Below are 22,681 nucleotides of genomic sequence, written 5' to 3' on the forward strand. Positions count from 1 at the left end.
CGTCATGGCCCTGATTTCCCTGCGTCAACTGCTCGACCATGCGGCCGAGCATTCCTACGGCGTCCCCGCCTTCAACGTCAACAACCTCGAACAGGTGCGCGCCATCATGGAAGCCGCCGACGAGACCAACTCGCCGGTCATCCTGCAGGCCTCCGCTGGCGCGCGCAAGTACGCTGGCGCGCCCTTTCTGCGCCACCTCATCGAGGCGGCGGTTGAAGAGTGGCCGCACATTCCCGTGGTCATGCACCAGGATCACGGCACCAGCCCCGGCGTCTGCCAGCGCTCCATCCAGCTGGGCTTCAGCTCGGTGATGATGGACGGCTCGCTGGGCACCGACGGCAAGACGCCGACTACCTACGAGTACAACGTCGACGTCACTCGCCGCGTGGTGGAAATGTCGCACGCCTGCGGCGTGTCGGTCGAAGGCGAACTCGGTTGCCTGGGCTCGCTCGAAACCGGCACCGCCGGTGAAGAAGACGGCATCGGCGCCGAAGGCACGCTCGATCACAGCCAGCTGCTGACCGACCCGGAAGAGGCCGCTGACTTCGTGAAAAAGACCCAGGTCGACGCCCTGGCCATTGCCATCGGCACCAGCCACGGTGCGTACAAGTTCACCCGTCCGCCCACCGGCGACATCCTGGCCATCGGCCGCATCAAGGAAATTCACGCCCGCATTCCCAACACCCACCTGGTGATGCACGGCTCTTCCTCGGTACCGCAAGAGTGGCTCAAAATCATCAACTCCTACGGCGGCGACATGGGCGAGACCTATGGCGTGCCGGTGGAAGAGATCGTCGAAGGCATCAAGCACGGCGTGCGCAAGGTCAACATCGACACCGATCTGCGCATGGCCTCCACGGGCGCCACCCGCAAGTTCCTCGCCGAACACCCGAAAGAGTTCGATCCGCGCAAATTCCTCATCGCCTCGACCAAGGCCATGAAAGAGATTTGCAAGGCGCGTTACGAAGCCTTCGGCACCGCGGGCAATGCGTCCAAGATCAAGCCCATCACGCTCGATGCCATGGTGGCGCTGTACGAAAAGGGCGCGCTCGATCCCAAGATCAACTGACGCCTAGGGCAGTTTCTGTCCGAGTTTGATGGGATCGACAACCCCGGCCTCAGCCGGGGTTGTCGTCTGTGCATTGCATTCCCCGACAACCCAGCAAAGGAGTTTTGTCATGGCCGCAACCGCCGATCCCTTGCAGCGCGGATTTCCCGCGCCCGACTTTCATCTTCCCGGCGTCGATGGACGCAGCCATACGCTGGCCGACCTGCGTGGCCCCAAGGGACTGCTGGTGATGTTCATCTGCAATCACTGCCCTTATGTGCAGGCCGTGGCCGACCGCATGGTGCGCGATGCCCGGGAGCTGCGCGCCCTGGGCGTGCATGCGGTGGCCATCAACAGCAACGACGTGAGCGCCTATCCCGAAGACTCCTTCGACAACATGAAGCTGTTCGCCGCGCAGCACGGCTTCGGATTTCCCTACCTGTATGACGAAACGCAGGCCGTGGCCAAGGCCTACGGCGCAGTCTGCACGCCCGATTTCTTCGGCTTCAACGCCGATTTGAAGCTGCAGTATCGCGGCCAGCTCGACGCCTCGCGCAAGCAGGCCGCCCCCGCCGACGCCCGCCGCGATTTGTTCGAGGCCATAAAGCAGATCGCCGAAACCGGCATCGGCCCCGCGGAGCAATATCCCAGCATCGGCTGCTCCATCAAATGGAAAGGTGAGGCATGAATTCAACGCCCTTGCGCGCACTGATTTTCGACGTCGATGGCACCTTGGCCGAAACCGAGCGCGACGGTCACCGCATCGCTTTCAACCAGGCCTTCGCCGATGCCGGGCTGGATTGGCATTGGGACGTGCCGACCTACGGCCGCCTGCTCGCCATTACCGGCGGCAAAGAGCGCATGCTGGCTTATTGGCAGGAGATCGATCCGCAGGCCGCAGCTGCGCCCGAGGCGGCGGGGCTGATCGCCGAGCTCCACCGCCGCAAGACCGCGCACTATGTGCGACTGGTGGCGGAGGGCGGCATCGCCCTGCGTCCGGGCGTGCGTCGGCTGCTGGAGCAGGCGCGAGGCGCCGGGCTGCGTCTGGCCATTGCCACCACCACCACGCCCGACAATGTCGAAGCGCTGATTCACGCCACCCTGGGTGCAGGCGGCATGGACTGGTTTGAAGTGGTGGGCGCGGGCGACGCCGTGCCGCGCAAAAAACCCGATCCCGGCATCTACACCTGGGTGCTCGAACGCATGGCGCTGGCGCCGGAGCAATGCCTGGCGTTCGAAGACTCGACCAACGGCCTGCGCGCGGCGCACGGCGCCGGGCTGCGCACCGTGGTCACCACCGGCGCTTACACCCACCACGAAAACTTCGACGGCGCGCTGGCCTGGCTCGACGGTCTGGGCGAGGCGGGCGCTCCCGCTACGGGACGCATCGGCAGCCAGCCTTGGTCCGGTGTGGTCGGGTTGAACGAACTGCGGCAGTGGGCTGACTGAATCTGGGCTGAACCCAGATTGCCCATCAGTCTGTCCTTCGCTTCTATGCAGGCGCTGGCGGGCGCGAAGCGCTGGGCCAAACCCTCCCCACCCCAGCCCTCCCCACAAGTGGAGAGGGGGTCTTTTTGCACCTCATCCACTTGTGGGGGAGGTCGGGGGGGCATCCGGAGCGCCGCGTAGCGCTGTTCTCACCTCCCCCACTCGTGGGGGAGGCCGGGAGGGGGATGCACGGCCTGCCGCGCCATCATCCCGTGATCTGGTGAAATTCCGGCCCGGCAACAACGCCGTTGTTCAGCCGACCACGCTGAGCGACATCGGCGGCAACAAAATGCCTTGCGCATCCTGCGTGCCCAAGGCGCGGCGCAGATGCTCGACCTTGGGTGGCTGCGCTGCTGCCCCCGGTTCGGTGTATTGATCCAGCCGCGCGGTTTTGCTCACCCAGGTTCCCAGATTGACCCGCACCGCCTGTGCGCTGCGGTTGACGATCAGCACCCGCCCGCCCTTGGGGCCGATGAAGCTGGCGCCGGTGACCTGCTCAGGCGCACCGGGAAAGTCGAGCTTGACCAGATTGCTGGCCTGTTCCGCGGCCCGGCTCCACGCGGCGGCGAGCGGGCTGGGCGCGGGGCACAACAGGGCCATCGGCAAGACCGCCTGCTTCTCCGGCACCGTCACCTGATTGAGGTTGACCAGCAAGGCGGCAGAGGCGTCGAGCTGCGCGCGCCAGGCAGGCGCAGCGATCTTCACGCCATGGCAGTTGACCTGCAGCGCGGGCAGCAGTTGCGCGGGCAGCACGCGCATCACATCATCCGGGCCTGCAGTGAAGCTGGGCGCGTTGTCGGGTATGGGCGCGGGCGCGGCCTGCGCGAATGCAGCGGGCAGCAGCGCGGCAGCCGACAGGCCGAGTGCGGCCAGGGTGTGGCTCAGTCGGCCAGAGTAGGGGGAGCGAGGCGGGAAAATGGGCATGACGTTTCGGTGAGAGGCTGCAAAAAAGGCCGCGAATAAAACAGCGAAGAAGACAGCGAAGAAGACAGCGAAGAAGGCCACGAAGCGTGTCGGACTTTGCTCAGAGCCGGGCAAGGCCGCAGAGTTCACAAGCCCGCAACTCGCGGTCTTGAGGAATGCACTCAAAGCGCCGGGTGCAGCACCAGCCTGCGGCCCTGTCGGGCGCTCGGCGGCGTGGGCCAGAGGGCGTCGAGCATGGATAGGGCGAGCACTTGCAGCGCCTCCCACGGTGCGCGCGGCAGGGAGTCAGGGCGCAGGCCCTTGACCGCCAGATCGCACTGCGCCGCGAGTTGCAGCAGCCGCTCCAGATCGGGTGTGCGCAGGCGCGGCAAGGCGCGTTCCAGCAGCTTTTCCTTCACGCCCCAGATGCGATTGGCGCGCAGCAGCGCGGGCAGCGCCTGCCCCGCATCCAGTCCCTGGCGGATGCGCAGCCAGGCGCGGATGTCGTCGGCCAGCGTCCAGTGCACTAGCACCGGGGCCACGCCTTCGGCCTGCAGACCGTCGAGCATGCGACGCAGCCGGGCGACATCGCCGCCCAGCACCGCTTCGCCGAGCTTGAACACGCTGTAGCGCGCCACGTTCAGCACCGCCTGCTCCACCGTGTCGGGATCGAGCGGGCCAGGCGGGCACAGCAGCGCGAGCTTTTCGATCTCCTGATGGGCGGCCAGCAGATTGCCTTCCACCCGCGCCACCAGAAAATCGGTGAGCGCCCTGCCCGCGTCGCTTGCGGGCAGGGTAAAGCCGTGGCGCTGCAGCCGTGCGGCGATCCAGCGCGGCAGTTGCGCAAGCTCCACGCTGTCCACCCGCACCGCCACGCCACCCTGGCTCAGTGCGCTGAACCAGGCCGACTTCTGGGTGGCCGCATCCAGACGGGGCAGGATGACCACCGCCATCACATCGGCTGAGAGATGGTCGGCCAGCGCCGCCAAGGCTTCGCCGCCGTCGCGTCCGGGTTTGCCGCCTGGAATGCGCAGTTCGATGAGCCGTCGGCCGCCGAACAGGCTGATCTCGCGGCTACCTGCGAGCAGGTGGCTCCAGTCGAAGCCGCGTTCCACCGTGTGGCTCTCGCGTTCGTCGAAGCCCTGCTGCCGGGCGCGGGCGCGAATGGCGTCCACCGCCTCGTTCACCAACAGGGTCTCGTCGCCATACACCACGTACAGCGCGCCGAGCTTGCTGGCGAGATGGGCGTCGAGTTGGTCGGCCGCGAGCTGCATCAATTCACCTTTACCGCGGCGAGCTGGAACATCAGACGGTTGATCAGCTCCTGGCGCATGCCGCGATAGAGCAGATCGGACTCATTGGCCTTGGCCAGCGTGGCGCTGGAGTTGTAGCTCAGATTGCTGGTCTGGTTCAGGTCGGTCGGGGCGATCAGCACCTTGCCCTGCGGCGTGGTGAGCTCAAAGCGCACGGTGTAGCGCAACAGATATTGCGCCACCGTGCCATCGGCGTTGTAGGCCTGTGCGGTCTGCGTCTGCGATTCGCCCAGCAGGGTGAAAACCGCCTGAGCGGACTGGGCGTCTGGCGCGATGCGGGTCGAAGTGGTGGCGGCGATCTGCCGCTTGAGTGCCACGACGAAGGCCGAGGTCTCCGAGCCCGCCACATACAGGGTGTTGAACGACAGATTGGTCGAGCCGCGTAGCTGAAAACCGCAGGCACTCAAGGCCAGAAGCGGTGCGAAGATGAGGACGCTGCGGCGCTTCATTCAGACCACCACATTGACCAGTCGGCCCGGCACCACGATGACCTTCTTCGCGGCCTTGCCCTCGCTGAACTTGGCGAAGTCGGCGCTGGCCAGCGCGGCGGCTTCGATAGCGGCCTTGTCGGCACTGGCCGCGACTTGAATGGCGCCACGCAACTTGCCGTTGACCTGCAGCATGAGCTCGATGGTGTCCTGCACCAGCGCGGCCTCATCGACCTGCGGCCAGCGCGCATCGAGCAGATCGCCGAACTCGGCGCCGTAGCCGAGTTCCTGCCACAAGGCGTGGGCGATGTGCGGTGTGGCGGGGTAGAGCACGCGCAGCAGAATGCCGAAGCCTTCGCGCAGCGCAACGGCCATGCCGTCGGCTGCGGCGTCCGCGCCTTCCAGCGCGTTGAGCAGTTTCATTGCTCCCGACACCACGGTGTTGTATTGCATGCGGCCGTAGTCGAAATTCACCTGCTGCAAGGTCTGGTGCACTTCGCGGCGCAGCTTGCGTGCGGCGTCACCCGGCGCGGCTGCGGGCGCGGCCAGGGTGCTGAGCTTCAGCCCGAAGGCCCACACTCGCCTGAGGAAGCGGTGCGCGCCTTCCACCGCGGCGTCGTTCCACTCCAGCGTGGCTTCGGGTGGGGCGGCGAACATGGTGAACAGGCGGGCGGTGTCGGCGCCGTAGCGGTCGATCAGGTCTTGCGGATCGACGCCGTTGTTCTTGCTCTTGCTCATGGTGCCCACGCCGCCGTAGTCCACCGCCGAGCCGTCGGCCTTGAGCTTGGCGCCAGTGATCTTGCCTTGCGCGTCGAGTACGTTCTCGACCTCGTGCGGCCAGAAATACTCGATGCCACCCTGCGGGGTTTTGCGCGAGTAGATGTGGTTGAGCACCATGCCCTGCGTGAGCAGACGGGTGAAGGGTTCGTCGGCCTTGACCAGCCCGAGGTCGCGCATCACCTTGGTCCAAAAGCGCGCATACAGCAGGTGCAGGATGGCGTGCTCGATACCGCCGATGTACTGGTCCATCGGCATCCAGTAGTCGGTGCGGCCGTCCACCATGGCGTCGTGGTTGTCGGCGCAGGTGTAGCGCATGAAGTACCAACTCGAATCGACGAAGGTGTCCATGGTGTCGGTTTCGCGCTTGGCCGGTTTGCCGCACTGCGGGCAGGCCACGTCGACGAACGCCGCGCACTGGTGCAGCGGGTTGCCGCTGCCGTCGGGAATCAGGTTTTCGGGCAGGACGACCGGCAGGTCTTTTTCCGGCACCGGCACCGCGCCGCAGTGATCGCAGTGGATGATGGGAATCGGCGTGCCCCAGTAGCGCTGGCGGCTCACGCCCCAGTCGCGCAGGCGCCAGGTGGTGCGCTTCTCGCCCAGGCCTTTGGCGGCGAGCAGTTCGGCGACTTTGTCCACCGCGTCTTTGTAGGGCAGGCCGTCGAGATCGCCCGAGTTGACGCACACCGCGCGCTGTTTGTCGCCATACCAATCGGCCCAGGCGTCGGTGCTGAACGTCTCGCCCTCTACCGCGACGACTTGCTGAATGGGCAGGCCGTACTTTTTAGCGAAGGCAAAGTCGCGTTCATCATGCGCGGGCACGCCCATCACCGCGCCGTCGCCGTAGCTCATCAGCACATAGTTGCCGACCCACACCGGCACTTGCGCGCCGGTCAGCGGGTGGGTGACGAACAGCCCGGTGGGCATGCCCTCTTTTTCTTTCAGCGCCAGTTCGGCTTCGGTGGTGCCGCCCTGCTGGCAGCGCTCGATGAAGACGGCGAGTTCGGTATTGCCCGCCGCGGCGTGCGCGGCCAGCGGGTGCTCGGGCGCTACGGCGCAGAAGGTCACGCCCATGATGGTGTCCGCCCGGGTGGTGAACACATACAGGCGGCCGTCCTGAATCAGCGCGCCCGAGTCGTCGGCAATGCTGTGCGGGAAGGCGAAACGCACCCCGGCGCTCTTGCCGATCCAGTTCTCCTGCATCAGCCGCACTCGCTCGGGCCAGCCGGCGAGATAGTTCTTGTCTTCGGGATCGGCCACGGCGGCCAGCAGTTCCTCGGCGTAGTCGGTGATCTTGAGGTAGTAGCCGGGAATCTCGCGCTTTTCCACCACGGCGCCGCTGCGCCAGCCGCGGCCGTCGATCACCTGCTCGTTGGCCAGCACGGTCTGGTCCACCGGGTCCCAGTTCACCACTTGGGTGCGGCGCTCGGCGATGCCTTTTTCCAGCATCTTGAGGAACAGCCACTGGTTCCACTTGTAGTACTCGGGCGAGCAGGTCGCTACCTCGCGGCTCCAGTCGATCGCCAGACCCATGGCCTGCATCTGCCGCTTCATATAAGCGATGTTGTCATAGGTCCACTTCGCCGGGGGCACCTTGTTTTTCATCGCCGCGTTTTCGGCGGGCAGACCGAAGGCGTCCCAGCCCATGGGCATGAGCACGTTGTGACCGTTCATCCGAAGATGGCGGGTGAGCATGTCGTTGATGGTGTAGTTGCGCACATGGCCCATGTGCAGCTTGCCCGAGGGGTAGGGCAGCATGGAGCAGGCGTAGAACTTTTCGCCCGGTTTGTCTTCGCGCACGCGGTAGGCGTCGGTGCTTTGCCAGTGGGCTTGCGCGGCGGCTTCCACCGCGCTGGCGTCATACTTCTCGTTCATCGTGAGGCTTGCAGGTTGAGGCCGCGCGGGCGCCCGGACAAGGATGGTTAAGCGGGCTGCGGCGTGAGGCTGCATGTTAGTGGTCGCGCAGCCGCTTGCGCCCGCACGCAAGCCGGTCTCCAATAAGGCCTTGCACCGACAACCCATCATCATGTCCCAGACTTCTACTGATTCCCCGCTGCCTCGCATTGTCATCGTCGGAGGCGGTGCCGGCGGGCTGGAGCTGGCCACCCGGCTGGGCGACACCCTGGGTCGCCGTCGTCAGGCCGATATCACGCTGATCGAACGCGGCCGCAGCCATCTCTGGAAGCCGCTGCTGCACCAGGCGGCGGCCGGCACCCTGGGCATCGACGACAACGAGCTGAACTACCTCGCCCAATCCACCTGGCATCACTTCAAGTACCGCCTCGGCGCCATGGACGGGCTCGACCGCGCGCGTCGCGAAGTGCTGGTCGCGCCCACGTTAGATGAGACCGGGCGCGAAATCGTGCCGCGGCGGCGCATCGGCTACGACATTTTGGTGATCGCCGTGGGCAGTCAGAACAACGACTTCGGCACGCCCGGCGCGGCCGAGCATGCCATTGCGCTGGACACGCCCGAAGACTCCCGGCGTTTTCACCGGCGACTGGTGAATGCCTGCATCGCCGCCAACACCCAGGTCGAGCCGCTGCGCCCGGAGCAACTCAAGGTCGTGGCCATCGGCGCCGGAGCCACCGGGGTGGAACTGGTGGCCGAGTTGCATAACTCCACGCGGGTGCTGGCCGCCTATGGCCTGGACCGCATCGACCCCGAGCGCGACGTGCGCCTGAGCCTGGTCGAGGCCGCGCCCCGCATCCTGCCCGCGTTGCCCGAGCGGCTGTCGGTCGCAGCCGCGGGCGAACTGGCCAAACTCGGCGTGCAGATGCATACCGGCAAGCGCGTGACCGAAGTCACCGCCACCGGCGTGCGCACCGCCGACGGCGACTTTCTTCCCGCCGAACTGGTGGTCTGGGCAGCGGGCGTCAAGGCCCCGGATTTCCTGCGCGACATCGACGGACTCGAGACCAACCGCATCAACCAGCTCGTCGTGCGCCCCACGCTGCAGACCAGCCGCGACGACGCCATCTACGCGCTGGGCGACTGTGCCGCCTGCGTTTGGGAAGGCCATGCCGGCAACGTGCCGCCGCGCGCGCAGGCCGCGCACCAGCAGGCCAGCCTCATCGCCCGGCAGATCACGCGGCAACTGCGGGGCAAGCCGCTGCTGACCTTTCACTACCGCGACTTCGGCTCGCTGGTGTCGCTGGGCGAGCACAGCACCGTGGGCAATCTCATGGGTGGTCTATCGAAGGGTAGTATGTTCATCGAAGGCCATTTCGCCCGCTTCATCTACTGGCTGCTCTACCGCATGCACCTGCACGCCCTGCACGGTTTCTGGAAGACCGCCTTCCTCACCCTGGCGCGCATGATCTCTCGCACCACCGAGCCGCGCATCAAGCTGCATTGAGTTGAACCCGCATTGCCGGGCCGGAAACCACGTCCGTTACAGTTTGGCAATTCATGCGGTTTGCATTAGGCTGAATCACACGATGAGGAGAGAACACATGCGACACAAATCGTGGTTTATGGCGATCGCCACGGTAGCCATGGTTTCAACAGCATGGGCAGACAACTGGATGCCCGTGCTCAAGAACACGCCGCTGCAGCGCTTCAGCCAAGCCGACATCAACCAGCTATCGGAAGAAGGTGCGGCATTTTTGGGCAGCGATGCCACACTTCTGGAATGGCGCAACCCCGAGAGCCGCGCGGGCGGCAGTTTCAAGTTGATCGCCTCGAACACGCAAGAAGGGCGGTTGTGCAAGACCTTTCGGGTGACGCTCTACACCCCGCGTGACCCGGCCAAGTCCGCCCGTTTGCGGGCCTGCCGCCAGCCCGCGGGCGAATGGCGCCTGGTTCCTTAGCAGCCCGCTGGTCAAGTGCTCTGGCGTATTTGAAGGACTCCCATGCGCAAACCTTCCACTCCCCATCCCGGCGCTCAATCCTCGCCGCGTTCCGCCTTTTATTGCCGCTGCGGTGGCGATGAGGCCTCGCAGGTGCAGCGACGACTTGAGCGGGCTTTTTCGCGCCGCGATTTTTTGCAGAGCGCGCTGGTTTTGGCTGCAGGCGTTGGCGGGCTCAGCCCTGCCGCTTCTGCGCAGCCAGCGCCCTCCGGGTCGGCAACGGCAGTTGCAGCGCCTATGGTTTTGCGCAATGTGCAGCTTTTCGATGGTCGGCGCACCCGCTTGCAGCCAGGCCTGCAAGTCGTGATCGAAGGCGCGCGGATTCGGGCCGTCGAGCCGCAGGGGCAAGGCGCACCGCGGGGTGCGCAGATCATCGACGGCGGCGGCCGGGTGCTCATGCCGGGGCTGATCGATGCGCATTGGCACAGCCTGATGGCGGCGATGTCCATGCAGCACTTGCTCATGGCCGATCCCGCGCTGATTCACTTGGCGGCTGGTTCTGAGGCGCAGCGCACCTTGCTGCGAGGTTTCACTACGGTGCGCGACGCAGGCGGGCCGGTGTTTGCGCTCAAGAGCGCCATCGACCAAGGACTGGTGCAGGGGCCGCGCATTTTTCCAAGTGGCGCCATGATTTCGCAGACCGCAGGGCACGGCGACTTCCGCTTTTTGCACGAGGTCGGGCCGGGCGCGGCCTGTAGCGCGGTAGGCCATGCCGAACACCTGGGCGCGTCGGCCATTGCCGACAGCGCCGACAGTGTGCGCAAGGCCACCCGCGAGCAATTGCTGCGCGGCGCTTCGCAGATCAAGCTCATGGCCGGAGGCGGCGCGTCGTCGCTCTACGATCCACTCGATTCGGTACAGTTCACCCTGCCCGAACTGCGCGCGGCGGTGGAAGCCGCCGAGGATTGGGGTACTTACGTCATGGCCCACGTCTATCTGCCCAAGGGCATGCAGCGCAGCATCGAGGCCGGCATCAAGGTCATCGAGCACGGCCAGCTGACCGACGAGGCCACCGTGCGCCTGATGGCAGACAAAGGTATCTGGTGGTCTTTGCAGCCCTTCCTGCCGGAGGCCGCCCCGACGCCAATGGCCGATCCCGGCTCGCAGGCGAAGAGCGACGAGATCGCCACCGGAACGCGGCGGGCCTACGAACTGGCGATCAAACACAAGATGCAAACCGGCTGGGGCAGCGACATTCTGTTCGCGCCGGGAAAAACCCATTACCAAACCGTGCGGCTGGTCGCCCTGGAAAATTGGTATTCGCCCCTGGACGCGCTCAAACAGGCCACCTCGCAAAACGGCGAATTGCTGGCGCTGGCCGGTCAGCGCAATCCCTATCTCGGCGCCAAACTGGGCGTGATCGAACCCGACTCCTGGGCCGATCTCCTGGTGGTCGATGGCGATGTGTCGCGCTCGCTCAAGCCCTTGCTCGAACCCGATCAGCATCTCAAGTGCATCATCAAGAACGGCCGGGTGGTGAAAAACACCTTGTAGGCGCAGGGCCACGTCTTTTGGATTGCCTTGCGCCGCGCCGAAGTGGAGGCGGTGTGGAGGACAATGCCCGTCCACACCACCGGGGTAGCCCATGAGCATGAAAAAGACAGACCTTGAAAAGCACCTTGCCAAGAAACTCGACGGCAAGCTGAAGTCGGGCACGATTCCGCAACGCTTCGGTCAGGGCGCCAAGGCCGTGGCCGCGAAGGCCGAGGCCAAACCCAAGGAGAGTGCGCCCAAACTGGTGCAACTCACCTGCAAACTGCCCACCGACCTGGCGCAACGCCTGCGCGAGCAGGCTGTGACCGTCGAGGGCGGTGTGAATGCCATCTTGGCACAGGCCGCGAGGCAGTGGCTGGAATCGGCTGCGGGGGCCAGCCGGAAGGAATAAGGGGGGGGCGGCAGGGCGAGAGGCTACGATTTGAGCTTAGGCAGAACGGTTGAAAGCGATCAAGCTAGCCCCCAAGCTTGCTGTCGAAGGAGAAGGCAAGTGTTCTCGCACGTTATGGTCGGCGTCGCAAACTTTGACCGAGCAATGGCGTTTTACAAGCCGGTGCTCGAAGCACTTGGCGTGCAATTCCGTTTCCAAGAGCCCGAGCGCCCTTGGGCTGGTTGGGCATCTTCGCCGGATCCGAGGCCCTTGTTTTTGATCGGCCGTCCCTACAACCAACAACCGCATCAGCCCGGCAATGGGCAAATGGTCGCTTTCCTCGCTCATTCCCGAGAGCAAGTCAATCAGGTTCACGCCTTGGCTCTCGCCAGCGGGGGTACATGCGAAGGCAAGCCTGGTCTGCGGCCTGAGTACCACGCCAACTACTACGGCGCGTATTTCCGTGATCCCGATGGCAACAAGCTATGCGTGGCTTGCCACCAGGCCGAATGAGCGGGCCACAAGAAAGAGCTTGGGGTCAGGTCTCGCTTCACAGCACTTGCCCGCTGGTTTTCGCACCAAGAGCACGCCGAGGCAAAACAGCCTCAACCCACGGCTTTCTTCAGCATCTCACCGACCTGCTGTGGATTGGCGCGCCCGCCGGTGGCTTTCATCACCTGGCCGACCAAGGCGTTGAGGGCTTTGTCCTTGCCGGCGCGGTATTCCTCGACGCTCTTCGGGTTGGCAGCGAGCACGGCGTCGACGGCGGCTTGCAGTGCGGCGCTGTCGTTGACCTGCGCCAGTCCGCGGGCGTCGATGATGGCGTTGACATCGCCGCCCTGCTCGCCCGTCCACAGCGCGGCGAAGACTTCCTTGGCGGTCTTGCTCGACAGGGTGCCGTCGTCGATTTTGCGGGTGAGCGCGGCGAGTTGCGCGGCGCTCACGGGGCTGGCGCCGATGTCGCGCTCGTCGCGGTTGAGCTGAGCGGCGAGTTCGCCCATGATCCAGTTGGCTGCGAGTTTGGGCGCGGCGCCTGCGGCCACGCAGGCCTCGAAGTAGGCGGCGTGGGCGCGGGTCTGGGTCATCTGCGCCGCGGCATCCAGGCTCAGGCCGTGGGATGCGACGAAGCGCGCGGCCATCTGGCCGGGAAGCTCGGGCATGTCGGCGCGCACCCGCTCGATCCACTCGGGCGAGATGACCAGCGGCGGCAGGTCGGGGTCGGGGAAGTAGCGGTAATCGTGCGCGTCTTCCTTGGTGCGCATGGTGCGGGTCTCGCCCTTGTCGGGGTCGTAAAGCCGGGTTTCCTGCACCACCTTGCCGCCGTCTTCGATGAGTTCGATCTGGCGGCGCACCTCGAATTCGATGGCTTTTTCGAGGAAGCGAAAGCTGTTGAGGTTTTTGATTTCGCAGCGCGTGCCCAAGGGTTCGCCGGGGCGGCGCACCGAGACGTTGGCGTCGCAGCGAAACGACCCTTCCTGCAGATTGCCGTCGCAGATGTCCAGCCACATGACCAGCGCGTGCAGGGCGCGGGCGTATTCGGCGGCTTCGCGGGCGCTGCGCATGTCGGGCTCGGTGACGACTTCGAGCAGCGGCGTGCCCGCGCGGTTGAGGTCGATGCCGCTGGCGGCGTTGCCCGCGCGGTCGAACAGCCCGGCTTCGTGCAGCGACTTGCCCGCGTCCTCTTCGAGGTGGGCGCGGGTGAGCTGCAGGCGGTGCGGTTTGCCGTCCACCAGAAACTCGACCACCCCGCCCTGCACCACGGGAATCTCGTACTGGCTGATCTGGTAGCCCTTGGGCAGGTCAGGGTAGAAGTAGTTCTTGCGCGCGAAGACGGAGCGCGGCGCGATGGTGGCGCCCAGAGCCAGACCGAGGCGGATGGCGCGTTCCACCGCAGCGCGGTTGGCCACCGGCAACACGCCGGGCAGCGCTAGATCGACGGCGCAGGCCTGAGTGTTGGGCGCGGCGCCGAACGCGGTGGACGCGGCGGAAAACATCTTGGACTGGGTGGAGAGCTGAACGTGGGTTTCCAGCCCGATGACCACTTCCCATTGCATGACAAGATTCCTTGATTAGTTTGAACGGCGAAACGCCGAGAGCAGCAGCGCGGCGCCGATGAACAGGGTGCCAAAACTGCGCTGCAGCCAGAGTTGATGCTGCTTTGATCGCAGGGCGCGCAGCACCCGCGCGGCCAGCAGGGTGTAGCCGTTCATCACCACGATGTCGGTGATGAACAACGACAGCCCGCACAGCAGGTATTGCGGCAGTTGCGGCGCGGCGGGGTTTATGAACTGCGGCAGCACCGCCAGCATGAACACCAGCCCCTTGGGGTTGCTGGCGTTGATGAGAAAGCCGCGCAGCACGAGCTGGCCGCGCGTGGGGGGCGTGGTGTTTTTTGCGCTGCCGTCGGCATCGACCAGCCCATGCGCCGGGGCGCGCCATTGCTGGATGCCCAGCCACAGCAAATAAGCCACGCCGAACCACTTGATCACGCTGAAAGCGGTTTCGCTCGCGGCCAGCAGCGCGCCCAGCCCAGCGGCGACCACAACCAGAATGGCGGCGATGCCCAGTTGCAGGCCGAAGATGTTCCACACCCCCACACGCCAGCCGTGCCGCAGCCCCGTGGTCATGCACGAAATCGCGCCCGCGCCGGGCGAGAGGCTGATGAGCCAGCTTGCCACGAAGAAGGTCAGCCAGGTGTGCAGATCCATCGTCGGGCTCAGAAGGGGCTGCGGCGATGCCAGTCGCTCGCCTGCTGGAACTGATGCGCCACCCGCAGCAGACGTTCTTCAGCGAAGTGCGGGCCGATGAGTTGCAGCCCGACCGGGCGGCGCGCGTTGGCCCCCGCCCCGAAGCCCGCGGGCACGCTCATGCCCGGCAGCCCGGCGAGGCTGGCCGAGAGGGTGTAGATGTCGGCCAGGTAATTGGCCAGCGGATCGGCCTTGTCGCCCCGGTTCCACGCCACCGTGGGCGACACCGGCCCGGCGATCACGTCGCATTGGGTGAAGGCACGGGCGAAATCGTCGGCGATGAGGCGGCGGATCTTCTGCGCCTGCAGGTAGTAGGCGTCGTAATAGCCGTGCGACAACACATAGGCGCCGATCATGATGCGGCGTTTGACCTCGGGGCCGAAGCCTTCGGTGCGGCTCTTGCCGTACATCTCGGCCAGGTCTTTGTATTGCGCCGTGCGATGGCCGAAGCGCACGCCGTCGAAGCGGCTCAGGTTGGAGCTGGCCTCGGCGGGCGCGATGATGTAGTAGGCCGGGATGGACAGTTCGGTCAGCGGCAGCGACACGTCCACCAAGGTGGCGCCCAGGCTCTCGATGGTCTTGAGGGCCGTGCGCACGGCGGATTCGACATCGGCGGCCAGGCCCGTGCCGAAGTATTCGCGCGGCAGGCCGATGCGCAGGCCTTTGAGCGGCTGCGCGGCGGTGGCGCCGGGCAGGGGTTGATCGAGCGCGGCGACATAGTCGGGCACGGCGCGCTCCACGCTGGTGGCGTCGCGCGGGTCGAACCCGGTCATCGCGGTGAGCAGGGCGGCGCAGTCCCACGCGGTCTGCGCCATCGGCCCGGCCTGGTCGAGGCTGGAGGCGAAGGCGATCATGCCGTAGCGCGAGCACAGACCGTAGGTCGGTTTGATGCCGGTGATGCCGCACATCGCCGCAGGCTGGCGAATCGAGCCGCCGGTGTCGGTGCCGGTGGCGGCGGGGACGAGCCTTGCCGCCACCGCCGCGGCCGAGCCGCCGCTGGAGCCGCCGGGAATGGAGGCCAAGTCCCAGGGGTTGCGCACCGGGCCGTAAGCCGAGTTTTCGTTGGCCGAGCCCATGGCGAACTCATCCATATTGGTCTTGCCGACCGTGACCATGCCCGCGCCTGCAAAGTCGTCCGCGCCCGAGCCCAGACGGGCGACCACGGTGGCGTCGAACGGGCTGACATAACCGACCAGCATGCGCGAACCGGCGGTGGCCGGCAGGGTGCGGGTGACGAACACGTCTTTGTGCGCTACCGGCACGCCCAGTAGCGGCCGGGTGTCGCCCGCGGCGCGGGCGGCGTCGGCGGCTTGCGCGGACTTCATCGCGCCGTCAGCATCGACGTGGAGGAAAGCGCCCAGATCGGCGTGGGCGGCGATGCGGTCGAGCGCCGCGCGGGTGAGCTCAGCGCTGGACACTTGCCGTGCGGCCAGCGCGGCGGACAGGGTGCGCAGGTCGGCCGTGGCGAAATCGGTCAGGGATGTGCTCATTCGACCACCCTCGGCACGAGGAACAGGCCGTCTTGTGCGTCGGGCGCGTTGCGCAGCGCTGCGTCGCGGATATTGCCCTCGGTCACGGCGTCTTCGCGCAGGCGCAGCGGCATGTCCTGCACGGCGGAGAGCGGGTGCGCCAGCGGCTCGACGCTGTCGGTGTTGACCGCACGCATTTGCTCGACCACGGCGAAAAACGCATTCAGGTCGGTCAGCAGTTGGTCGCGCTCGCTGGCGGTCAGATCCAGCCGGGCGAGTTGCGCTAGGCGGTCGATATCGGGAAGAGTGAGTGACATGGTGGGGCGGCGGCAATCAGGGACGCAAAACAGGGACGCAAAACATGCCGCTCGGCAAGCGGGCGGATCGGGGAGCTTCCCCTGCAGATGGGTGCGGAAAACGTCATTTTATGCGCATGCATGGGTTATGATGCTTCGATTTGGCGCACGGGATTTGACCGAAAAATCAAGCCCGTTTGTTGCTTATTTCACACACCTCCAGAAAGCCGGGCGCGCGGTTGGCGCCCCCATATTCCATGTTCCGAACATTCCGGCAGTATTTTTCGACGGATCTGGCCATCGACCTCGGCACCGCCAACACGCTCATTTATGTGCGCGGCAAGGGCATCGTGCTCGACGAGCCGTCGGTCGTCGCCATCCGCCACGAGGGCGGCCCCAGCGGCAAGAAAACCATTCAGGCCGTAGGCAAGGAAGCCAAGCAGATGCTGGGCAAGGTGCCGGGCAATATCGAGGCCATCCGCCCGATGAAAGACGGCGTGATCGCCGACTTCACCGTGACCGAGCAGATGCTCAAGCAGTTCATCAAAATGGCGCACGACACCCGGATGTTCCGGCCCAGTCCGCGCATCATCATTTGCGTGCCCTGCGGCAGCACCCAGGTCGAGCGCCGCGCCATTCGCGAGTCGGCGCTGGGCGCGGGCGCCAGCGAGGTGTACCTCATCGAAGAGCCCATGGCTGCGGCCATCGGCGCCGGGCTGCCGGTCAGCGAAGCCACCGGCTCGATGATCGTCGACATCGGCGGCGGCACCACTGAGGTGGGCGTCATTTCGCTGGGCGGCACGGTGTACAAGGGCAGTGTGCGCGTGGGCGGCGACAAGTTCGACGAGGCCATCATCAACTACATCCGCCGCAATTACGGCATGTTGATCGGCGAGCCCACGGCCGAAGCCATCAAGAAGGAAATCGGCTCGGCCTTTCCCGGCTCCGAGGTCAAGGAGATGGAAGTCAAGGGCCGAAACTTGAGCGAAGGCGTGCCGCGCAGCTTCACCATCAGTTCCAACGAAATTCTCGAAGCGCTGACCGATCCGCTCAACCAGATCGTCTCGGCGGTGAAAAACGCGCTCGAACAAACCCCGCCGGAACTCGGCGCCGACATCGCCGAGCGCGGCATGATGCTCACCGGCGGCGGTGCGCTGCTGCGCGACCTCGACCGCCTGCTGGCCGAAGAAACCGGCCTGCCGGTGCTGGTGGCCGAAGACCCGCTGACCTGCGTGGCGCGCGGCAGCGGCATGGCGCTGGAGCGCATGGATCGGCTGGGCACCATTTTCACGTCGGAGTAAGCGGCGTTTTTTGCGGCGGTTTTTTGATCGGCGATCTTCCCGGGGTGCGCCAGGGTGCTTCACTGATACCGCCACGCACCTGATCCGGGCCGTTTCGATTCGAGCCGCTTCGATTTGAGCCCTTTTCGCCCTGCGTTTGTTCTCGTTCCCATGGCCTACGGCACTCTTGAGCGTTCACCTCCGCCGTTTTTCCGGCAGGGGCCTTCTGCGCTCACGCGGCTGGTGCTGTTCTCCGCGCTGGCTATTTTGCTGATGGCGCTGGACGTGCGGTTCAAGGTCACGCCCATGCTGCGCCAGGGTCTGTCGGTGGCGATCTATCCCTTGCAGCGCATGGCGCAGGCGCCGGTGGACTGGTCGCGGCAACTGAGCGGCTATCTTGAAGCGCCGGCCAAGGCGCAAGCTGAAATCAGCCGACTGCAACGCGCCAATGTGGCCTTGTCGTTGCAGTCCCAGCTCGAAGCGCAGTTGCGGCTGGAAAACAACCGCCTGCGCGGTCTGCTCCAGTTGCAGCAGAGCCTGCCGCCGAAGTCGGTGGCGGCGCAGATCAGTGCGCAGGCCAGCGATCCGTTCAGCCGCACCGTGGTGATCGACCGCGGCCGCCTGCAGGGCGTCGAACTCGGCTCGCCGGTGATCGACGAAACCGGGCTGCTCGGCCAGGTCACGCGCGACTACCCGTGGAGCGCCGAAGTCACCCTCATCACCGACCGCGACGCCGTGGTGCCGGTGCAAAACCAGCGCACCGGCGAGCGCGGCGTGGTGTACGGCGAGCCGGGGCTGGGCCAGGGCGGCATGGAGCTGCGCTGGATGCCCGCTGCCGCCGATGTGCGCGTGGGCGATGTGCTGGTGACCAGCGGGGTGGACGGCATCTATCCGGCGGGCCTGCGCGTGGCGCGGGTGACTGCCGTCACGCGCCAGCGCGATACCGCGTTTGCCCGGGTGATGTGCGCGCCGCTTGCCGATGTCGAAGGCGGACGGCATGTGCTGGTGCTCCAGCCGCTCACGCCGCTGGTGGCGGGGCCATCGGTCAAGGCCACCGAGCCGCAGGTGCAAAAGTCGGGCAAGGCGGTGCCCAAGCCTGCCGCTGCCGCCTCACGCTAATCTGACTGCCGTGTCTTTCCTGCCCCGCCGCCGTCGCTCCGATCAGGGCGCCATGCCTTCCGCACGAGCCCCTGCGGGCGGCGCGCGCGAGGTGTTGCTGCTGCCGGTCAACCCCTGGTTCATCGCGCTGAGTCTGCTGATGGCGCTGCTGATCGACTTTTTGCCGCTGGGCCGTCTGGCGTGGATGCCCGATATGGTCGCGCTCACCCTGGTGTTCTGGAATGTGCATCAGCCGCGCCGCGTGGGCATGGCCGTGGCGTTCGTGCTGGGGCTGGCGGTGGATGTGCAGCAGGGTTCGGTGCTGGGACAGCATGCGCTGGTCTACACGGTGCTGAGCTATTTCGCCATCACGCTGCACCGGCGGCTGCTGTGGTTTCCGCCGCTGCAGCAGGCTTTGCATGTGCTGCCGCTGTTCGTGGCCACGCAGGTGCTGTTGCTGCTGGTGGGCATGTGGGCCGGCGGCAGCTTTCCAGGCTGGGCATTTTTGCTGGCGCCGGTTGTGCAGGCGGCGCTGTGGCCCTTGTTGTCCTGGCTGCTGCTGGCGCCGCAGCGGCGCGCACCGGATTCCGACCGCAATCGGCCTTTGTGATGGCGACCGTGCTGAACCTTGTGCCCGCAACGGGCTCAATCTTTATTTACGCCTCTTTGCGATGACCGAGCTGCGCAACATCGAACGCGAGCTGTTCCGCTTTCGCCGCCGCCTGATTCTGGCCGCGGCCGTGGTGGTGCTGAGCTTTGCGCTGCTGATCGGTCGCTGGGTGTGGCTGCAGGTGGTGCGGCATCGGCAGTTTTCGACCCAGGCGCAGGACAACCGCATTGCGCTGGTGCCGATCCCGCCGCAGCGCGGGCTGATTCTCGACCGCAACGGCATCATCCTGGCCAACAACTACGCGGCTTACACGCTGGAAATCACGCCGTCGAAGGTGAAGGGCACATTGCAGGACACCATCGATGCGCTCAAGGCCATCGTGCCCATCACGCCTTTCGACGAGCGGCGCTTCAACAATCTGCTGGGGCAGTCGCGGCGCTTTCAGTCGCTGCCGATTCTCAACAAGCTCAGCGATGATGAGGTGGCTCGCTTCGTGGCGCAGCGCTTTCGTTTTCCGGGCGTGAATGTGCGGGCAAGGCTGTTTCGCAACTATCCGCTGGGCGCGCTGGGCTGCCATCTGCTGGGCTATATCGGCCGCATCAACCAGGCCGAGCAGCAGCGCATCGACGACAGTGACGACGCCAGCAACTACCTCGGCACCGACCATATCGGCAAGCTGGGCGTGGAGCAGGCTTACGAGACGCAGCTGCACGGCATCACCGGCTATGAGGAAGTCGAGGTCAATGCCGTGGGGCGGCCGGTGCGCAAGATCAAGACCGTGGCGGCCACGCCCGGACAGAATTTGGTGCTCGGAGTCGATATCCGCCTGCAAAAGCTCATCGAAGACCTCTACGGCAAGCGGCGCGGGGCTTGCGTAGCCATCGATCCGCGCAACGGTGAAGTGCTGAGCTTCGTCTCCATGCCCACCTTTGATCCCAATCTGTTCGTCGACGGCATCGATCAGGTCAACTGGGACGCGCTCAACACCTCGCCCGACCGGCCGCTGCTCAACCGCGTGTTGCGCGGCACCTTTCCGCCGGGCTCGACTTACAAACCTTATCTGGCGACGGGCGCGCTGACCGACGGCATCCGCACCGCGCAGTGGAGCTTTCACGACCCCGGTTTTTTCATGTTCGCCGGACACCGTTTTCGCGATGACGTGCCAGGCGGGCATGGCATCGTCGACATGCACAAGGCCATACAGGTGTCGTGCGACGTGTATTTCTATATGGTCGCGCACGATTGGGGCGTGGACGGCATGGCCAAGTGGACGCAGCAGTTCGGCTTCGGTCAGGCCACCGGCATCGATCTCAAGGGCGAGGCCAAGGGCGTGCTGCCTTCGCGCGAGTGGAAGCGCAAGGCCTTTCGCAGCCCGGCGCAGCAGCGCTGGTATCCCGGCGACACCATCAGTCTGGGCATCGGCCAGGGCTACAACAGCTTCACCCCGCTGCAGATGGCCACGGCGCTGTCCACGCTGGCCAATCAGGGCACGCGCTACGAGCCGCGCGTGGTGCGTGCGATCGAAGACATGGGCACGCGCCGCTTCACGCCGGTGGTCGCGCCAGTGGCCCAGCGCATCGACCTCGATCCGGCGTACTGGCAGGTGGTACACGGCGGCATGATGGCGGTGAACCAGACCGGCGGCACGGCGGCGGAAGCCTTCAAGGGCGCGCCTTACACCACGGCGGGCAAGACCGGCACCGCGCAGGTGTTCAGCGTGGGACAAAACCAGACCTATGACGCCAAGGACATCGCCCATCATCTGCGCGACCATGCGCTGTACGTGGTTTACGCCCCGGCCGACAACCCGGTGATCGCCCTGGCGATGATCGTGGAGAACGCCGGATTTGGCGGGGTTGCGGCCGCGCCCATCGCGCGCAAGGCGCTCGACTATCACCTGCTGGGCCTCTACCCCACCGACGAGGAAATCGAGAAGATCAGCGGCGCCAAGCCGCAGCCGGTGCAGTTTGCCTACGCGGGCGAGCGTGAAGGCGTGCCGATCATTCCTGGCGCCAAGCCACCGCCTGTTCCGGCGACATCCGCCCCGGCGGGCGCTGCTTCTGGAACTGCTTCTGGAGCCGCCGCAATGGGGGCCGCAGGAGTTGCGGCGAAGCCCGCACCTGCACCGGCGGCTGCGTCCAGCGCGCGCGCCCAGCCCACCGCCTTCGATGCGGAGGCCGTGGGCAACTATCCGCAAACCGCCTGCACGGGCGGGCTGCGCGCGCCGCTGTTCACCCGCTTCGGCGCTCGGCCCGATGTGAGTGATGAATCGGAAGGAGTGAGGCTATGAGTGCGACTTTCGGCCGTCCACCGCTCTGGCTGCGAGTGCGCCCCTATCTCACCGGCTTCGATGCGCCGCTGGCCGCGGCGCTGTTGTGGATGGTGGCCATCGGTTGCATCGTGCTGTTCTCCGCCCTGCAAGATGCGCATGTGCCGTTCGACGACCATCTGCGCAATCTGGCTATCGGTTTTCTGGTGCTGTTCGTCGCGGCGCAGGTGCCGCCGCAGCGGCTGATGCAGATCGCTGTGCCGGTCTACACCTTTGGCGTGGCGCTGCTCATCGCCACGGCCCTGTTCGGGCTGGTGCGCAAGGGCGCGCGCCGCTGGCTCGATCTGGGCGTCACCGTGGTGCAGCCGTCCGAGGTGATGAAAATCGCCGTGCCGCTGATGCTGGCGTGGTATTTCCAGAAGCGCGAGGGCCAGATCCGGGTGAAGGATTTTTTCATCGCCACGGCCTTGTTGCTGCTGCCGGTGGCGCTCATCGCCAAGCAGCCCGACCTCGGCACCGCGCTGCTGGTGCTGCTCACCGGTGCCTTCGTCATCTTCTTCGCCGGGCTGTCGTGGCGGGTCATCGCCTTGCTGTTTGCGCTCGCCGCCGCCAGCGCGCCGGTGATGTGGCACTTCATGCACGACTATCAACGGCAGCGGCTGATGATGCTGCTCGACCCGCAGAGCGATCCGCTGGGCAAGGGTTTCAACATCATCCAGAGCATGATCGCCATCGGCTCCGGCGGAGTGTTCGGTCAGGGCTATCTGCACGGCACCCAGGCGCATCTGAACTTCGTGCCCGAATCGCATACCGACTTCGTGTTCTCGGTGCTGGCCGAGGAATGGGGACTGGCCGGCAATCTCATGCTGCTGGCCGCCTATACCTTCTTCATCGTGCGCGGGCTGATGATCGCCGCCAACGCCCCCACGCTGTTCTCGCGCCTGCTGGCCGCATCGGTCACGCTGATTTTTTTCATCTACGCCTTCGTCAACATGGGCATGGTGTCAGGCATTCTGCCGGTGGTCGGCGTGCCGCTGCCCTTCGTCAGCTATGGCGGCACCGCGCTCATCACCCTCATGCTCGGCGCCGGTATGTTGTTTTCCATCGCCAAATCCAAGCGGTTGGTGCAGAGTTGAACACTCGGTAGTTAGAGATTCGCGCGGGATCATCCATAAATTCGATATCCGTCAGCCAAAGAAATCCCTGTTTTTGCTGCGCTGCTTCTGCGAATAATTGGCAC

21 protein-coding genes are annotated in these 22,681 nt (G+C 65.7%); 13 read left to right on the forward strand and 8 right to left on the reverse strand.

The genetic code is table 11. From position 1 onward, the window contains the following. Positions 1-4 precede the first annotated feature (4 nt). The 3 genes from fba (at position 5) to THI_RS00750 (ending at position 2,497) form a co-directional block, all read left to right on the forward strand. Complete coding sequence (fba, locus tag THI_RS00740; protein ID WP_013104305.1) at positions 5-1,069, forward strand: class II fructose-bisphosphate aldolase; 1,065 nt, start codon at positions 5-7, stop codon at positions 1,067-1,069. Positions 1,070-1,178: 109 nt separating this feature from the next. Then, on the forward strand, positions 1,179-1,736 hold the full coding sequence (locus THI_RS00745; RefSeq protein ID WP_013104306.1) for a thioredoxin family protein: 558 nt from the start codon (positions 1,179-1,181) through the stop codon (positions 1,734-1,736). Continuing rightward, positions 1,733-2,497 (forward strand): HAD family hydrolase, encoded by a 765-nt coding sequence (locus THI_RS00750; protein WP_013104307.1) that lies wholly within the window; start codon positions 1,733-1,735, stop codon positions 2,495-2,497. Before THI_RS00745 ends, THI_RS00750 begins: the two co-directional genes overlap by 4 nt. A gap of 291 nt (positions 2,498-2,788) precedes the next feature. On the opposite strand, the gene THI_RS00755 is transcribed toward THI_RS00750, so the two are convergent. The 4 genes from THI_RS00755 to leuS all read right to left on the reverse strand — a co-directional run bounded on the left by THI_RS00755 (position 2,789) and on the right by leuS (position 7,832). Further along, entirely contained in the window at positions 2,789-3,460 is a 672-nt protein-coding gene (locus THI_RS00755; RefSeq protein WP_013104308.1) for a hypothetical protein, read from the reverse strand. 161 nt (positions 3,461-3,621) lie between these two features. Continuing rightward, on the reverse strand, positions 3,622-4,713 hold the full coding sequence (holA, locus tag THI_RS00760) for a DNA polymerase III subunit delta (RefSeq protein ID WP_013104309.1): 1,092 nt from the start codon (positions 4,711-4,713) through the stop codon (positions 3,622-3,624). Then, positions 4,713-5,201 carry an LPS-assembly lipoprotein LptE gene (locus tag THI_RS00765; RefSeq protein ID WP_013104310.1) on the reverse strand — a complete coding sequence of 163 codons (489 nt, stop codon included), beginning with the start codon at positions 5,199-5,201 and terminating at the stop codon, positions 4,713-4,715. The genes holA and THI_RS00765 overlap by 1 nt, the downstream gene beginning before the upstream one ends. Next, on the reverse strand, positions 5,202-7,832 hold the full coding sequence (gene leuS, locus THI_RS00770; RefSeq protein ID WP_013104311.1) for a leucine--tRNA ligase: 2,631 nt from the start codon (positions 7,830-7,832) through the stop codon (positions 5,202-5,204). A 151-nt stretch (positions 7,833-7,983) separates the two neighbouring features. Here leuS and THI_RS00775 point away from each other — a divergent pair, with 151 nt between their 5' ends. The 5 genes from THI_RS00775 (at position 7,984) to THI_RS00795 (ending at position 12,185) form a co-directional block, all read left to right on the forward strand. Then, complete coding sequence (locus tag THI_RS00775) at positions 7,984-9,315, forward strand: NAD(P)/FAD-dependent oxidoreductase (protein ID WP_079668478.1); 1,332 nt, start codon at positions 7,984-7,986, stop codon at positions 9,313-9,315. Positions 9,316-9,412: 97 nt separating this feature from the next. Further along, a complete protein-coding gene (locus THI_RS00780; protein ID WP_013104313.1) occupies positions 9,413-9,769 on the forward strand; it encodes an RT0821/Lpp0805 family surface protein in 357 nt (118 codons plus the stop codon). Between the two features lie 276 nt (positions 9,770-10,045). Next, positions 10,046-11,302, forward strand: a complete 1,257-nt coding sequence (locus tag THI_RS00785; RefSeq protein ID WP_231836280.1) for a metal-dependent hydrolase family protein — start codon at positions 10,046-10,048, stop codon at positions 11,300-11,302. Between the two features lie 91 nt (positions 11,303-11,393). Further along, a complete protein-coding gene (locus tag THI_RS00790; protein ID WP_013104315.1) occupies positions 11,394-11,693 on the forward strand; it encodes a hypothetical protein in 300 nt (99 codons plus the stop codon). A gap of 99 nt (positions 11,694-11,792) precedes the next feature. Next, positions 11,793-12,185 carry a VOC family protein gene (locus THI_RS00795; RefSeq protein WP_013104316.1) on the forward strand — a complete coding sequence of 131 codons (393 nt, stop codon included), beginning with the start codon at positions 11,793-11,795 and terminating at the stop codon, positions 12,183-12,185. 92 nt (positions 12,186-12,277) lie between these two features. Here the strand turns inward: THI_RS00795 and gatB are convergent, their stop codons facing one another. The 4 genes from gatB to gatC are packed head-to-tail and all read right to left on the reverse strand — an operon-like array spanning position 12,278 to position 16,205. Beyond that, positions 12,278-13,726 (reverse strand): Asp-tRNA(Asn)/Glu-tRNA(Gln) amidotransferase subunit GatB, encoded by a 1,449-nt coding sequence (gene gatB, locus THI_RS00800; RefSeq protein ID WP_013104317.1) that lies wholly within the window; start codon positions 13,724-13,726, stop codon positions 12,278-12,280. Between the two features lie 15 nt (positions 13,727-13,741). Then, positions 13,742-14,380 carry a homoserine/homoserine lactone efflux protein gene (rhtB, locus tag THI_RS00805; RefSeq protein WP_013104318.1) on the reverse strand — a complete coding sequence of 213 codons (639 nt, stop codon included), beginning with the start codon at positions 14,378-14,380 and terminating at the stop codon, positions 13,742-13,744. An 8-nt stretch (positions 14,381-14,388) separates the two neighbouring features. Continuing rightward, positions 14,389-15,909: an Asp-tRNA(Asn)/Glu-tRNA(Gln) amidotransferase subunit GatA gene (gene gatA, locus THI_RS00810; RefSeq protein WP_013104319.1), complete on the reverse strand. Its 1,521-nt coding sequence runs from the start codon at positions 15,907-15,909 to the stop codon at positions 14,389-14,391. Continuing rightward, complete coding sequence (gatC, locus tag THI_RS00815; RefSeq protein ID WP_013104320.1) at positions 15,906-16,205, reverse strand: Asp-tRNA(Asn)/Glu-tRNA(Gln) amidotransferase subunit GatC; 300 nt, start codon at positions 16,203-16,205, stop codon at positions 15,906-15,908. The genes gatA and gatC overlap by 4 nt, the downstream gene beginning before the upstream one ends. Positions 16,206-16,441: 236 nt before the next feature. Between gatC and THI_RS00820 the strand changes: the two genes are divergently transcribed. The 5 genes from THI_RS00820 to rodA all read left to right on the forward strand — a co-directional run bounded on the left by THI_RS00820 (position 16,442) and on the right by rodA (position 22,577). Then, positions 16,442-17,485 carry a rod shape-determining protein gene (locus THI_RS00820; RefSeq protein WP_013104321.1) on the forward strand — a complete coding sequence of 348 codons (1,044 nt, stop codon included), beginning with the start codon at positions 16,442-16,444 and terminating at the stop codon, positions 17,483-17,485. 150 nt (positions 17,486-17,635) lie between these two features. Beyond that, a complete protein-coding gene (gene mreC, locus THI_RS00825) occupies positions 17,636-18,583 on the forward strand; it encodes a rod shape-determining protein MreC (protein WP_013104322.1) in 948 nt (315 codons plus the stop codon). 52 nt (positions 18,584-18,635) lie between these two features. Beyond that, positions 18,636-19,172 (forward strand): rod shape-determining protein MreD, encoded by a 537-nt coding sequence (gene mreD / locus THI_RS00830; RefSeq protein ID WP_013104323.1) that lies wholly within the window; start codon positions 18,636-18,638, stop codon positions 19,170-19,172. Between the two features lie 61 nt (positions 19,173-19,233). Further along, on the forward strand, positions 19,234-21,462 hold the full coding sequence (mrdA, locus tag THI_RS00835; protein ID WP_013104324.1) for a penicillin-binding protein 2: 2,229 nt from the start codon (positions 19,234-19,236) through the stop codon (positions 21,460-21,462). Next, positions 21,459-22,577: a rod shape-determining protein RodA gene (gene rodA, locus THI_RS00840; RefSeq protein WP_013104325.1), complete on the forward strand. Its 1,119-nt coding sequence runs from the start codon at positions 21,459-21,461 to the stop codon at positions 22,575-22,577. The genes mrdA and rodA overlap by 4 nt, the downstream gene beginning before the upstream one ends. Positions 22,578-22,681 lie beyond the last annotated feature (104 nt).

The organism is Thiomonas arsenitoxydans (assembly GCF_000253115.1).
Taxonomy (GTDB): domain Bacteria; phylum Pseudomonadota; class Gammaproteobacteria; order Burkholderiales; family Burkholderiaceae_C; genus Thiomonas; species Thiomonas arsenitoxydans.